A 13,632-nucleotide genomic window follows, 5' to 3' on the forward strand; every position below is an offset into this window, starting at 1 on the left:
ATTACTCGTGATAAGACATAATGCGGTGACCGTGATCCTTCAAATGCTTTTCTTTCAGCATCAATTTCAGGTCAGATTCCATCATGTCATTCACCAGTGAATTCAGATCATGCTTAGGAACCCAACCCAACTTTTCCTTGGCTTTGCTTGGGTCGCCGATCAACAGCTCGACTTCAGTTGGACGGAAGTAACGTGGATCAACCGCTATCACTTCACGTCCTACGGTTAGCCCATGCTGCTCAGGTGTGCCACCTGTCGCCGTTTCGTACACATCGCGGTCAAAACCAGCAATGATACCTTTTTCATCAATACCTTCACCCTGGAAGTCAATCTTGATACCTGCACGTGCGAACGACATGCGTACAAATTCACGTACTTCGGTGGTAACGCCAGTGGCAATTGCAAAATCTTCTGGTTGGTCAGCTTGCAGAATCAACCACATCATTTCCACGTAGTCTTGTGCATGACCCCAGTCACGTTTCGCAGACAAATTGCCTAAATGCAGGTTTTCTTGTAAGCCCAAAGCAATACGGGAAGCCGCACGAGTGATTTTACGGGTTACAAACGTTTCACCACGTAAAGGCGATTCGTGGTTGAACAAAATGCCATTGCACGCAAACATACCGTAGGCTTCGCGGTAGTTAACCGTGATCCAATAAGCATATAACTTAGCCACTGCGTAAGGTGAACGTGGATAGAACGGTGTGGTCTCTTTTTGCGGCACTTCTTGCACCAAACCATACAATTCAGACGTTGATGCTTGATAAATACGAGTTTTCTTGGTCAAGTTAAGAAACCGAACTGCTTCAAGAATACGCAAAGTACCAATACCATCTGCGTTGGCGGTGTATTCGGGCATATCGAACGAAACATGTACATGGCTCATTGCCGCGAGGTTATAAATTTCATCAGGCTGCACCAGACCGATAATACGGGTCAGGTTCATGCTGTCAGTCATATCACCATAATGCAGCACGAACTTGCCATCAGAGGTATGCGGATCTTGGTACAAATGGTCGATACGATCAGTATTCAGCGACGAAGAACGACGCTTGATACCATGCACGGTATAGCCCTTTTTCAACAAAAACTCGGCCAAATAAGCACCATCTTGCCCAGTGATCCCAGTAATTAAAGCCGTTTTACTCATGATTATTCCTTATTTAGATAACTTGATTGTTAGAGGTCGTTTTGCTGCGGATCAGCAAATACAAAGGGTATGAGAACCGTTTCAGATTCATCAAACCAACCGAACGTGCTGCATATACAGCCGACGATGCAGGTGAGCAAAGACCATTTTCCACCCTTAAATTAAAGTCTTCCTTGATACCGGACAGTCGCCGATTATTAGAGACACCCGTCATATCAAAGCGTGAAATGACCATATCTAAACGCTGCATCTCCGCTGGGTGTTTGAGCATTTTCACTGCTTTCACGATATAGTCATAGTCCGACGAAATTTTATACTTAAGATCGTAACGCAACCCGGCATAGCGATAGTGAAAAAACATAGACTGATGGCTACAGAACATGCCTTTCTTAAGACTAATTGTGTTGCTTGCTTCTTTGATTATTTGCTTACCATCAGTAAACTCTTCGCACATATGCCCATATACGATCGCAGGCAATTGATTACTAACGGCTTGAATACTTTCATCCAACTGCTCAAGAGTCGTAGGTGAAAACAACGAATCCCCAGAGTTAAGAAAACAGAAATAATCACAAGGCTGAATATGGCTAATTCCCTTGTTCATAGCATCGTAAATACCACGATCTGCTTCTGATATTGAACGAATCTTGGTTTGTGTTGCAGACAGTTGCTCTAGATAAGCTAGAGTACCATCCCCTGAACCACCGTCGATGATAACACACTCCCAATTGCTATAAGATTGCGCAAGCAAAGAATCAACAGTTCGTCTTAAACCCTGAAGATTATTATAGCAAATTGTTATAAAAAAGAACTTACTACTCATAAATATATCTCAAAACCTCACGCACCGCATTAAATTCAACCTTTTCATAAGGTTGTAGATGCTGAGTATGTCTATCAATGGCTAAAATAGCCGGTACAATTTCCTGAACATGGTCGCAAACTGCACATAATTTCTGTGACCGCACATAATTCGCTAGCTCAGCTTGGTGCTTATCCGGTCTTTCCACATTAGGAACAACTAATACTCTTTTTTTGTGTTCCAATAACATAAAAATGGTACCAGCACCCGCGTGAGTAATAAAAAAATCATAGTCTGCTAATTTATCTCGCAGGCTTTTATCGAAATCAAACCATGCTTTATATTTGGGGTGATATACACCTTCTCCGATCTGCAAAGTGATTTCATAGTTCTGTTCAAGCTCTCTACTCTCATCAATTTTTCGCACAAGAGAGTCAAACCCAGTAGTACCCGTTATAACTAGGATTCGCGTTTTTTTATTAGAGGCGTCCGGCGAACTCAGCGTCACGATATAACTCCTTCAACGATTCATTTTGTACAAAAAATTTAGTACTAAAGGGAGAGCACGCCTTACCAGATAAGCTTTTACTAGTAAATCGACACCAATCTTCAAAAAATATACGTTTCTTAACCCCAAGAACTTTGCAAACCATAAATACAGGAATGCAAATCCCAGGCCCAAAACCAATCACCGCACGCGGCTTATACTGTCGCACCAGCTTTATGGTTAAGCTTACCGCTTTTAGATAAGCATTCACAAAAGCGAGAGGATTGAAGGACTCATTTTTATGCCTAATGGGCATCACTGTATAAATATTTTTAATTGAATCGGATTTCATCGTTTCTGTATCTGTTATGTGGATGAAATCCAGCTTAGGATCAAGAGACTGCATCTGTTTCATCAGACGCATAGCCTGATCATGATGTCCGCCCTCGCCGTACACAAGCAATATACTTATGTCCATGGTCTACTCCTTGCAATCTAATTAATACCATTAATAATGCAAACTCTTCAGCTCCCCTGCCCAAGAAATCACCAAATGGAATGATCATAAAATCTGCCAATAATGTTGCCATCAATATTATTGAAAAATGATTACGATATTTTTCGCCCAAACGATGCACAATCATAATCATCATAAAAACTAGCGGAAAAAAGAAAATGCCAAATTTGAACAATAAACCACCCAAACCAATATCTGACACATACATATTAATCCCGTAGACTGAACGAAATCCCTCATTAAATTGAAGAGACAATGCACCATGAGGCAGCAAAAAGTGGTTCAGTGCTTCGCCCAACATCACATGCAATTCTCGGTTGCGGTGATAATCGTAGAAGAACACCGGTTCATTAAATGTGTAGGCATACAAGAAATAGGACAAGTACCCTAGAATAGCCACCGCAGGCACAAGTAACATAACACCAACATTAAAATTACTCAGGCGCTGCCGCAAAATAGTTATCCACAGCAACGTCAGCACAATAGCCAAACCAAATCCACGAGTTTGGTTGATGAACAACATATATGCCGCCAACAATACAATGGGCAAAACAGCCTTTAAAAATTGCCCACGAGCAATCAGATAATAAGGGTAAAATGTTATAAGGAACCCCGCTTCTAAAAAGCGAGTATCGAAGCGCTCATCGGTTGCCACAAAATCTTCAGCAAACTGCTCTGAGTGTACCGAAAAAGCAAAGCCAGAGTTACGCGGAATCAGCTCAAAGGCATTCGCAGCAGACCATGCCAAGCCCAAGTAAAACAAATACTTAAGAACCGATTCCAAATCAGCTTCACCGTATGCCTTGCGTCCTCCAATCGTCAACATAATCAAAAAGTAAACGAAATAAAGTAACGTGCGGCGTTCTTCTAACAAACCGTACTGCAAAGGCTGTTGATAACTAAGATAAGCAAACACAGGCGGAATAAGAAATAGCAATAACACCATTGCTAATAAATACCAATCAACAGTGTCCAACTCCTCTTTTTTTAGAACCAAAACATATCCGACCGCCAACACGGAAAGAACAATGACCCCTTCTCGCAGAAATACTAAACCATAGCGGTGGTCGTCGCTCAGAAAAAACAAACCAGACGCCAATGCAAATGCAGCCACCATCAAAAATTTATCGTAAGCAGAGGCTACCGCACCATTATACTGGGGCACTTTCAGGAATGTAGAGTTAATCTGCATACAAATTCCCCTTACTTATTAATGACATCCAATATTTTCCTAGCATAGCCCTTATGATCAAAACTGCTAACGCGCTTCCGCCCTCTCTCCGCCAGCTCAGATGCTAACGACTCATCACGTAACAATTGCAGCATCTTACTTGCCATATCTGCGGGATCATTTGGATCAAAAATTAAAGCTGCATCACCTACCTGTTCAGGCAAAGCAACCACGTTAGAACAACATACAGGTACACCCAAAGCAAATGCCTCATAAATAGGTATACTTACACTTTCGAATAATGTGGGCATAACCAACATCTGTGCCATTTTGTAGAGGTAGGGAATATCCTCATAATCAATATAGCCCAAGTGTTTAACACGGTGTCCAATGCCTAATTCTTGTATTTTGCCCACTAACTTAGGGTAATTGTCTTGCTGAGAACCGGAAAGAATCAAAGTGACATCTTCATCCGTTTCATTCACAATGATACTAAATGCCTCAACCAGCTTGACATGGTTTTTATGAAACCAACACTGGGCAGGATAAAACACATAACGCCTTGGTAACCCATATTTACGTTTTACTGCGGAAAAGTTATCCTGATTAACCTCATAACTCAGCAAAAAGCTTGGCGGTGGCGATTGAATAACCGCAATTTTGTTACTATCAACACCCAAAAAATGCACGATGTCTTGTTTGACATAGTTTGACTCACAAATCACTGCACTCGCCGACTTGCTCAATGCTCGGTTCCGTAACTCCCGCTTGAAACGCTCAACCCATGTAAAAGCATGAGGATAATATTTTTCCTGCATATCATGCAAAGTAAAAACAAATGGCTTTCTCAGAAACAAATGTGGGTAAACCGAAGTTGCCGGTGACATGAACAAATCAATATCGGCATAGACTCGTTTCTCATCATCTCTCAAAAAAAATGGCTGACGTAACCCCAGCAAAAGCTGAGCAAAAATAATAACCTGGTTGATGCCAGAACGATTAGAAGGATTCAGTTTCCTGACCTCTAAACCGTAACCATCAAAGCGTGTATCATTTGTGTCGGCAAAAATAATATACGTATTACTCCCATCCGCAACGAGTGCATCAACCATGGATTGAATATATTGAAAAATACCCCCGCCATGCATAGGATAAAATGTCAATATACCGATTTTTTTCTTCATACAAAGCAACCAGATCGTTATTTATTAATATGTTACTCAAATCGAAGCCGTAGTTTTTCCCTAAAAAGGTATAACAATGACACGCCAATAACACCTCCCAAGATGAGGCCATCTACCAAAATAATTAATACATTATTAGGTATATAATGATGAACTTGGCTCAGCAGAAGAATAATAAGTAACCCAACCGTGACAAATAAACTGGTGAGCAATAAATACTCTCCAAACTTATGCCCAACATTACGTTGCACCCACCAATAAAAATAAGGCAATGGCAACAACAACAGGAACAACGACATCGCAGCACCATCATAGCCATAGTAGTATGTTAGGAAATACATACCGATGAAATAAGCCAAAGTCCCCAAGAAAGAACTGATTGCCGTCACCTTAGCATTACCTGAACCCTGTAATACCCAGTAAGCGACCACGGTGTTGGACTGAAAAAAGAAATACAACGCAATAATTTGTAGCGTCAGCGTGCTCTTAGCGGCAAATTCTGGTGATATCCATAACTCAAGAAATGTGCCACCCGCCGAGATTAACGCCACATTGATTCCCATACTAAACAAGAAAACCAATAACATGGCGTGTTTGTACAGAGCAAGCCGCCCTGCCTGATCATCCAAACTGGATAATTCGCTAAAGCGGGGGAACGTAATTTGACTGAGAACTTGAATGATTCCATTTGCCATTTGAGCAATTGTGTGCGGAATCTGGTAATAAGTGACGGCCTCTGTACCCAGAATCATACCAATAATAAGCTTATCAAGCCTTGATACCACACCACCTAAAAAGTTACTGACAAAGGTATAAGCGCTGAAACCTATCATTTCAGCAAAAATATGTCGGTCAAATGACAAGCCTAACTTAACGCCTTTCGGCAAAATCTGCTTACCTAGAGTAAAACCTATCGCCAAAGCCACCGTCTGAATAACGACATATCCCCACAAAATGGTCAGCAAGTCATATCCGGTGAGCACAAGTGCTGTGGCAATCACAATGCCTGCAATATTCGCTGAATTTTGAATCACTGCGGGAATATCAAAACGATGATAAGCCTTAAACACATTCAAAAAGAACTGATTGATGTAGCTTAATAAAAATGCAAAAGCAGTAATGGACAACGCTTTTGACGCTAATATCGCTTTTGTTGAGTCCAGTGCATTGCTGTAAATCAGCTTCCCTAACGGTACAGAAAATAATGTAACCGCAGCAGCAATGACAACCCCTAAAACAAGGTACATGAGTAATGCGATATCCAGCACGGGCTTAACCTTGATGCCCTCTCCTGTTGCCTCATACTGTGAAACATACTTAACAATCGTTTGACCCACACCAAGGTCAATAAAGTTCATAAAACCAATCAACGAAATACAAATAATATAAAGACCATAGACATCGTCGCCCATGCCCTTGAGCATCAACGGCATAGTGGCTAATGATGCCAATAATGGCAAAATATAACCAAGACCACTGAATACAACGTTTCTACGAATATTTTTCATGGCTCAATATGCGTTTCAGGGTCTTATCCCAACAGCAGCGAAAGCAAGGACTGTAAGGCAGCTTGCCCCCGTTTCCTGATGTTGTGAAGAGACTCGAAGAATGCAAGGTAACACGGTAGCTTTTCTTGTGAGATCCCCCGATGAGGTCGTAACCATGAGCGTAACAGTGACCAAAAACCTTCCATCGTATTGACGTGGACTTCATGGAAACCGTCACCATCTTCGTCACGGGCATATTCGCCTGCGCCATGGTTGACGGTTTTGTGGGCATAGCCCCATTCTTCCAATCGGCTGTAAATGTTGTACTCATCGGTGTAGACCAGCGTGCCTGCTGCCACCGTTTCCACAATCAACGGCTTGATCGTCGTCTGTTTCACATTCGCCAGCATACGGATCACGACCTCCCCGGAACGCTGGATCATGCCGAAAATGGGTGGTTTGTCCTTTTCCAGTGTCCCACGCCCCGGCGCACCTTTCAGGGCGCGGCGGCGACCTTCACGCCCAGCATCCGCGACGGCTTCGGGGTTTCCCTTGTGTCCAGCCTTGACATAAACCTCATCAAATTCAACATTCCCAAACAGGTTTACTGGCGTTTTTTTCTCGACACCACGCCGTAACTGTTCCGTCATCGCCTGAACATCATCCTTGTTCAACCCCAATTCGCGGGCGATTTGTTGGTTGGACAGGTTCAACGACATCAGGTACAGGCACAACACCCACACCTTCAGCGGCTGGTGGTGGCCTTCAAACACCGTGCCCGTCAGGTCATCAAAACGCTTTTGGCAATCCTTACACTGGTAACGCTGGCGTTCCTGCTGGGTGTCATCCTTGCCTCGACGGATAGTGTCCTGTGAACCGCAGTGCGGACAAATCACCCCATTAGGCCAACGCACGGAACGGACTTGCTCGAAACAGGCGGCATCACTGGTCAGGCTGGAAATACTGATGAGCGAGGTCATAAAGCCTCTCCTTGGCTATCGGAAATGACTAACTTTACCGCTATCCATCACGTTTGCAATGCCGGGGAAAACAAGACCCTGAAACGCATATTGAGCCTTTTTCATTAATTGACTGGCTCTGGGGTTTGGCAAACCAGGCTCAACACCAAGCCTGATTAATACCAGCATTCTAACTTCTTATTGAAACATTTCCATACATTTCCTGACAGCCGCGCATACACGCTCGACATCACGCTTCTCCATGTCAAAATAAGAAGGAAGATTAATCCCTGTCTTATAGACTTGATACGTCATTGGCGTGGATGTACCCGGATAGTCACCCATTTCGGAGAGTGGATAAAAATAGGGGCGGCTATCCACCTCAAGTTCACGTAACTTCTTCATGAAAGCATCACGTGTTGTCTCATCTGCGCCTTCCAGCTCTGCGGTCACCATCCAATATACATTTTTTGCCCAAGGTGCTGTGCGATTTAAGGTAATACCTGCCACATCTCTTAGCGCTTCTTGATACCAAGCAAATATTTCCTGCTTTTTATCCAGAATTTCTTCGATCCGCTCTAACTGCGCCAATCCCAATGCTGCCTGCAAATTAGTCATCCGGTAGTTGTAACCCACCTCGGTATGCCAATAGCGTTTGGTAGGACTCATCGCATGGTCACGTAAATATTTAGCACGCAGATACAGGGCTTCATCATCGGTCGTAATCATCCCGCCCTCACCGGAGGTAATGACCTTATTGCCATAAAAACTGAATGAGCCACAGTGTCCCCACGAACCCACTTTTTTACCGTTCACTTCAGCACCATGTGCTTCTGCGGCGTCTTCAATCACCAACAAACCATATTTCTCAGCAATCGCCATAATCTCAGGCATATTGGCTGGATGCCCATACAGGTGAACCGGAATAATAACTTTCGTTTTCTCTGTGATAGCCGCCTCGATAGCTGCCGGGTCAATACACAACGTTTCAGGGTCAATATCAACAAGCACTGGCACTGCCCCGACATACTTAGCAGCGTTGGCAGTAGCAATAAAGGTCAAATCAGGCATGATGATTTCATCCCCTGCCTTAACCCCCATACTCACCAAGGCCAAATGCAATGAAGTCGTGCCATTACTGCAAGTAAGTGCATACTTACTGCCACAGAATTGAGCGAATTTTTCCTCAAATGCGGTGATGTACTCGCCTAACGATGAAACCCAACCGGAGGCAATAGCAGCCGTCACATACTCGATTTCTTTCTTAGTAATGGTCGGCCTGGAAACAGGCAGAAAACCATTGTTCTGTTGTAATTGAGTCATTTACATTATTTCCTATGCTAAACAATCTGTTACTCAGCGAATTTTCTTTTCAAATGACGCACCCTGAAAGTATAAAGGACAAAGCCCATCAGGAAAGTCAAAAAGATAGTGACGTCTTGAAAGTGACTAACATGCATTGCTATGCCTACAACTGCAAAAAATGCCGATAAAGTGCAAATTCTCAAAAGAGCCATGCGCTTATCATCCCCGCCTTGCAACAAAATATGGTGAAGATGTGTACGATCTGCTTTCAGCGGTGATTGCCCGCGCATTAATCTATCGATGATCACCCGCGCCATGTCCATCAAAGGAAACGCAATCAACCACAACGCTGTTGCTGCGGAAAAACCAACCGCAGATTTAGCATCAACTGGCTGTATTCCCTGAATCAGCAGCCAAACGAGACGGTAAACCCAATCAGCATCGACCCTGTATCACCCATAAAAATCTTGGAGAGTCGTTTATCTTTTTCTTGAACTCCCCCTGCGAGATTCGCGATGAGATAAGGAATGAGTGCGCCTGAGAGAATCAAGGTTAACTTCATATTCGTTAAGTCTCCCTTGAGGAAGAACAGAACTCCCATGCCCACAAAGGTAATGAGCGATGAAATACCAAGCAATCCATCAATGCCATCAATCATATTGTAGGCATTGATAGCCGCAATGACTGCCAACACCGTCACCACATAGCCAAACACCCCCAAATTCACTTCACCAAGACCCACAATATTTCCCAGACTATGAATGTAAGTCTCACTTCCCACGCACATCAGCACAGCCACCAGACTTTGCACCAACAAGCGGAATTTAGCTGACAACTCTTTAGCATCATCAACTACCCCTAGGGCAACGATCAGACTACTGCATACCAGATACGTCAAAGAACTAGAGCTAGGCGTAATGAAGAACGAAATACCCATCACCAAACCTGCATAAATCGACACCCCACCGATCAGCGGTATGTTGCCATCATGAAACTTACGTTCACTGTTTGGCGCATCAACCAAGCCAAATCTCATCGCAAAAGGCGTGAGCAGCAAAATGGACAATGCAGATACAAGAGAAACTAATAAAAAAATACCCGCAAAACTCATTGGAACCTCCTGTTCACAACAGCACCCACACAATATCGACACAACATAAAAAGTCACCCCCCATCTGCTACCGACCGCCCAGTCGCGTTTCCCGGCAACTTAATAAACACTCGTTAGTTATAAATCCAACCACGCTGAAAACAGATGGGATTGACATGAACGCACAAAATACTGAAGTCAATAACCATCTATTGAATCAAAATCCTATGACGTAAGATGAACGATAGCTGAAAAGAACTCAGTGATTACAATCACAGTAAAACACCTAAATACATAGATCGACATCATTTCTTAATCACTTTTCCTATAAGGAAAAAAACCATGCAAATAAAAAATATTTATAATAAAGGTTGGACTCAATGCTAATCTTGGTGTAATTCATCGATGAATACACCATGCCAATATAATCAGGCAGGAAAATACCATCCACCGTTGAAAAAGAATTTCCATAAAAATCATATAGGTGCTTGACTAACAAGACAGAAAACATTGCGCCAAACATCAAGGCAAGCTAATTAAAAATATCTTTTTTTGCTTATAAAAAAAGCATATAACAATAAGTACCCTTAATACCTTAGTGTTAAACTATAGTTCGTTTTTACATTATTTCTATGGATTTTTTGGCTTTTTGATTTATTTTTTTGATCATAAACAAGGAAATGATTTTTTATTAATAATCATATAAAAACAATGATTATTAATTAATCAATTCTCTCACGGTGACACAGCCTCAAAAATTTTCGTAGCACACCAATACACCCTAAACGGCGATACGCAGCAAGCAAAATACAGCGTGACACTGGAACACCTTACGCCAAAACCGCTACACTACAGCAATCCCTCATACAGCTAAAAGCTTGATCTCATGGAAAAACCAGCAGCACATATCCTCTCTCCACACGGTCATCGTGAAGAGGCTTACACCGAAGATCACATTCGCCCACGCCGCCTGCAAGACTATATTGGTCAGCCCGTCGTTCGCGAACAAATGGAAATTTTCATCCATGCCGCTCGCCATCGTGGGGAAGCGCTGGATCACGTGCTGATTTTTGGCCCCCCCGGTCTGGGCAAAACCACACTTTCGCATATCATCGCCCATGAAATGGGAGCCAACCTGCGTCAAACCTCAGGACCAGTCCTGGAAAAAGCCGGGGATTTAGCCGCCCTGCTCACCAACCTCGAACCTCACGACGTATTATTTATTGACGAAATCCATCGACTTAGCCCGATGGTGGAAGAAATCCTCTACCCCGCCTTAGAAGATTTCCAACTCGACATCATGATTGGTGAAGGCCCTGCGGCACGCTCCATCAAATTGGATTTGCCCCCCTTCACCCTAGTGGGAGCAACCACGCGAGCAGGCTTACTGACCTCACCACTGCGTGACCGTTTCGGTATTGTGCAACGTCTGGAGTTTTACAATATTGATGACCTGGCCTACATCGTGCAACGCGCTTCCGGCATCATAGGTGCGCGGATTGATGGCGGTGGCGCACAAGAAATCGCCCGTCGCTCACGCGGCACACCCCGTATTGCCAACCGCCTGCTGCGCCGGGTACGCGATTACGTGCAAGTAAAAGGCACCGGATTGATTGATAGCGAGATGGCAGATAAAGCCCTCAATATGCTCAATGTCGATAATCAAGGCTTTGATCATATGGACAGACGTCTGCTGTTGGCTGTCATGGAAAAATTTGACGGTGGTCCTGTGGGTGTTGACAGCCTGGCAGCGGCGATTGGCGAAGAACGCGGCACGATTGAAGATGTACTCGAACCCTTCCTCATCCAGCAAGGTTTCCTGATGCGTACTCCACGTGGCAGGGTCGCCACCCGCAGGGCATGGCAACATTTTGGGCTGAACATCCCCTCACGTTTGAACCTCTCTACCCCCAATACTGACGAAGAAGGCACGAGTTTTGACCTGTTTGAATGAATTTATTCTCCCAGTGCGCGTCTACTACGAAGATACTGACGCAGGCGGTGTGGTATATCATGCCAACTACCTACGGTTCATGGAACGCGCCCGTACCGAATGGCTACGTACCCTAGGCTTTGAACAAGACAAGTTGGCACAAGAATTAAACATTGTCTTCGTCGTGGCCGGATTGGAGATTGCCTACCGCAAACCTGCCCGATTTAATGATGCATTGTTGGTTAGCACCCATGTCGACGCCATTGGTCGGGCAAGTATTGCATTTAAACAAGAAATTTGGCGTGAAGGCAGCAATAATTCGCGTGAACTCTTGACAACTGCCAGCGTCAAAGTAGTCTGTGTCAGCACGGGCAACTTTCGTTCAACATCTATTCCAACAGCAATCAGGGAACTTCTTCAGTGACAACAGACCTCTCCATACTCAAGCTGATCATGGATGCCAGCTTGGTCGTCAAAATTGTGATGATCTTGCTGGTATTGGCTTCGCTGCTGTCTTGGACTTTGATCATGGTCAAATCCAGCACGATTAACAGCACCCAAAGCAATGTCACCAAATTTGAAGAACGCTTCTGGAGCGGCGTTTCACTGAACTCCTTATACGAAGAGTTGTCTCAGAAAGCACAGCGGCACGGGTTAGAGCGGATTTTTTATGACGGCTTCCACGAGTACAAACGTGCACTCAACGTAGACCCGACATCACGACTATCCGTAACAGATTCCGTGCAACGCTCAATGCGCGTCGCTGCTTCCAAAGAAGTGGATGATTTGGAACAAAATCTAGCGTTTCTTGCCACCGTCGGCTCGACTAGCCCATATGTTGGTTTATTTGGCACAGTGTGGGGAATCATGAACTCGTTTATCTCACTAGGACAAATGCAGCAAGCTACTTTAGGTGTCGTCGCTCCCGGTATTGCGGAAGCACTGATTGCCACTGCGATTGGGCTATTTGCTGCGATTCCAGCCGTCATTGCCTACAACCGCTTCAGTGACAAAATTGACCGTCTGGTCGTGAGTTACGACAACTTCCGGGAAGAGTTCACGGCCTTATTGGAGCGTCACGCCAATACACCAAGGAAAGCGGCATGAGCAGTTCGCGCCGTCGCCGTAAAATCATGGCAGAAATGAACGTCGTGCCGTATATCGACGTTATGTTAGTCTTGCTGGTTATTTTCATGGTCACTGCCCCCATCATGCAAACCGGTGTCACTGTGGATGCACCTGATGCGCAAGCAGAACCATTAGATGCCAACAACCAACAAGAGCCATTGACGATTTCCGTTGATGCCAGTGGTAAATTATTTCTGGATGATGGCACAGAAGTTCCTGCTGCCAATGTGACAGAATACGTCACCAGCCAATTGGATGCCAAAGCCGAACGTCCGGTGTATGTGCGTGCCGATAGCACCGTCGAATACCGTCACCTGATGAACGCCATGGTTGCCGTGCAACAAGCTGGCGCAAAAAAAATTGGCCTGATGGCGGATCCAGCACCGCCTGACCGCCCCTAACACACCAGTGATCTAACA

15 protein-coding genes are annotated in these 13,632 nt (G+C 44.3%); 4 read left to right on the plus strand and 11 right to left on the minus strand.

The window, feature by feature from the left end:
• Position 1 precedes the first annotated feature (1 nt).
• The 11 genes from gmd to QJT81_20065 form a co-directional block, all read right to left on the minus strand.
• Positions 2 to 1,150, minus strand: a complete 1,149-nt coding sequence (gene gmd, locus QJT81_20015; GenBank protein WGZ94047.1) for a GDP-mannose 4,6-dehydratase — start codon at positions 1,148 to 1,150, stop codon at positions 2 to 4.
• Positions 1,151 to 1,163: 13 nt separating this feature from the next.
• Entirely contained in the window at positions 1,164 to 1,973 is an 810-nt protein-coding gene (locus QJT81_20020; GenBank protein WGZ94048.1) for a glycosyltransferase family 2 protein, read from the minus strand.
• Positions 1,966 to 2,460 (minus strand): PssE/Cps14G family polysaccharide biosynthesis glycosyltransferase, encoded by a 495-nt coding sequence (pssE, locus tag QJT81_20025; GenBank protein WGZ94049.1) that lies wholly within the window; start codon positions 2,458 to 2,460, stop codon positions 1,966 to 1,968. Before pssE ends, QJT81_20020 begins: the two co-directional genes overlap by 8 nt.
• Entirely contained in the window at positions 2,432 to 2,917 is a 486-nt protein-coding gene (pssD, locus tag QJT81_20030; protein ID WGZ94050.1) for a PssD/Cps14F family polysaccharide biosynthesis glycosyltransferase, read from the minus strand. The genes pssE and pssD overlap by 29 nt, the downstream gene beginning before the upstream one ends.
• Positions 2,871 to 4,148 carry a hypothetical protein gene (locus QJT81_20035; protein ID WGZ94051.1) on the minus strand — a complete coding sequence of 426 codons (1,278 nt, stop codon included), beginning with the start codon at positions 4,146 to 4,148 and terminating at the stop codon, positions 2,871 to 2,873. Before QJT81_20035 ends, pssD begins: the two co-directional genes overlap by 47 nt.
• 11 nt (positions 4,149 to 4,159) lie before the next feature.
• Positions 4,160 to 5,311, minus strand: coding sequence for a glycosyltransferase family 1 protein (locus tag QJT81_20040; GenBank protein ID WGZ94052.1), 1,152 nt, complete (start codon positions 5,309 to 5,311; stop codon positions 4,160 to 4,162).
• Between the two features lie 32 nt (positions 5,312 to 5,343).
• Positions 5,344 to 6,819 carry an oligosaccharide flippase family protein gene (locus QJT81_20045; GenBank protein ID WGZ94053.1) on the minus strand — a complete coding sequence of 492 codons (1,476 nt, stop codon included), beginning with the start codon at positions 6,817 to 6,819 and terminating at the stop codon, positions 5,344 to 5,346.
• Positions 6,820 to 6,842: 23 nt separating this feature from the next.
• Positions 6,843 to 7,778 carry an IS1595 family transposase gene (locus QJT81_20050; GenBank protein ID WGZ94054.1) on the minus strand — a complete coding sequence of 312 codons (936 nt, stop codon included), beginning with the start codon at positions 7,776 to 7,778 and terminating at the stop codon, positions 6,843 to 6,845.
• Between the two features lie 177 nt (positions 7,779 to 7,955).
• The gene (locus QJT81_20055; GenBank protein ID WGZ94055.1) at positions 7,956 to 9,080 is read right to left on the minus strand and encodes a DegT/DnrJ/EryC1/StrS family aminotransferase; all 1,125 of its coding nucleotides are present in this window, start codon (positions 9,078 to 9,080) and stop codon (positions 7,956 to 7,958) included.
• Positions 9,081 to 9,109: 29 nt separating this feature from the next.
• The gene (locus QJT81_20060) at positions 9,110 to 9,409 is read right to left on the minus strand and encodes a hypothetical protein (GenBank protein WGZ94056.1); all 300 of its coding nucleotides are present in this window, start codon (positions 9,407 to 9,409) and stop codon (positions 9,110 to 9,112) included.
• A gap of 59 nt (positions 9,410 to 9,468) precedes the next feature.
• The gene (locus QJT81_20065; GenBank protein ID WGZ94057.1) at positions 9,469 to 10,173 is read right to left on the minus strand and encodes a hypothetical protein; all 705 of its coding nucleotides are present in this window, start codon (positions 10,171 to 10,173) and stop codon (positions 9,469 to 9,471) included.
• Positions 10,174 to 11,038: 865 nt separating this feature from the next.
• Between QJT81_20065 and ruvB the strand changes: the two genes are divergently transcribed.
• Genes ruvB through tolR form a run of 4 tightly spaced genes read left to right on the plus strand, consistent with a single transcriptional unit; the run spans position 11,039 to position 13,614 of the window.
• Positions 11,039 to 12,106, plus strand: a complete 1,068-nt coding sequence (ruvB, locus tag QJT81_20070; protein ID WGZ94058.1) for a Holliday junction branch migration DNA helicase RuvB — start codon at positions 11,039 to 11,041, stop codon at positions 12,104 to 12,106.
• On the plus strand, positions 12,090 to 12,509 hold the full coding sequence (gene ybgC / locus QJT81_20075; protein ID WGZ94059.1) for a tol-pal system-associated acyl-CoA thioesterase: 420 nt from the start codon (positions 12,090 to 12,092) through the stop codon (positions 12,507 to 12,509). Before ruvB ends, ybgC begins: the two co-directional genes overlap by 17 nt.
• Entirely contained in the window at positions 12,506 to 13,192 is a 687-nt protein-coding gene (tolQ, locus tag QJT81_20080; GenBank protein ID WGZ94060.1) for a protein TolQ, read from the plus strand. The genes ybgC and tolQ overlap by 4 nt, the downstream gene beginning before the upstream one ends.
• Positions 13,189 to 13,614, plus strand: coding sequence for a protein TolR (tolR, locus tag QJT81_20085; GenBank protein WGZ94061.1), 426 nt, complete (start codon positions 13,189 to 13,191; stop codon positions 13,612 to 13,614). Before tolQ ends, tolR begins: the two co-directional genes overlap by 4 nt.
• Positions 13,615 to 13,632: the final 18 nt, after the last annotated feature.

It is taken from the genome of Candidatus Thiothrix putei, from assembly GCA_029972225.1.
GTDB lineage: Bacteria > Pseudomonadota > Gammaproteobacteria > Thiotrichales > Thiotrichaceae > Thiothrix > Thiothrix putei.

Bases quoted from the DNA above. Each gene is read 5' to 3' on its own strand.
- gmd (WGZ94047.1), bottom strand. From the start codon at position 1,150: ATGAGTAAAACGGCTTTAATTACTGGGATCACTGGGCAAGATGGTGCT.
- QJT81_20020 (WGZ94048.1), bottom strand. From the start codon at position 1,973: ATGAGTAGTAAGTTCTTTTTTATAACAATTTGCTATAATAATCTTCAG.
- pssD (WGZ94050.1), bottom strand. From the start codon at position 2,917: ATGGACATAAGTATATTGCTTGTGTACGGCGAGGGCGGACATCATGAT.
- QJT81_20035 (WGZ94051.1), bottom strand. From the start codon at position 4,148: ATGCAGATTAACTCTACATTCCTGAAAGTGCCCCAGTATAATGGTGCG.
- QJT81_20040 (WGZ94052.1), bottom strand. From the start codon at position 5,311: ATGAAGAAAAAAATCGGTATATTGACATTTTATCCTATGCATGGCGGG.
- QJT81_20045 (WGZ94053.1), bottom strand. From the start codon at position 6,819: ATGAAAAATATTCGTAGAAACGTTGTATTCAGTGGTCTTGGTTATATT.
- QJT81_20050 (WGZ94054.1), bottom strand. From the start codon at position 7,778: ATGACCTCGCTCATCAGTATTTCCAGCCTGACCAGTGATGCCGCCTGT.
- QJT81_20055 (WGZ94055.1), bottom strand. From the start codon at position 9,080: ATGACTCAATTACAACAGAACAATGGTTTTCTGCCTGTTTCCAGGCCG.
- QJT81_20065 (WGZ94057.1), bottom strand. From the start codon at position 10,173: ATGAGTTTTGCGGGTATTTTTTTATTAGTTTCTCTTGTATCTGCATTG.
- ruvB (WGZ94058.1), top strand. From the start codon at position 11,039: ATGGAAAAACCAGCAGCACATATCCTCTCTCCACACGGTCATCGTGAA.
- tolR (WGZ94061.1), top strand. From the start codon at position 13,189: ATGAGCAGTTCGCGCCGTCGCCGTAAAATCATGGCAGAAATGAACGTC.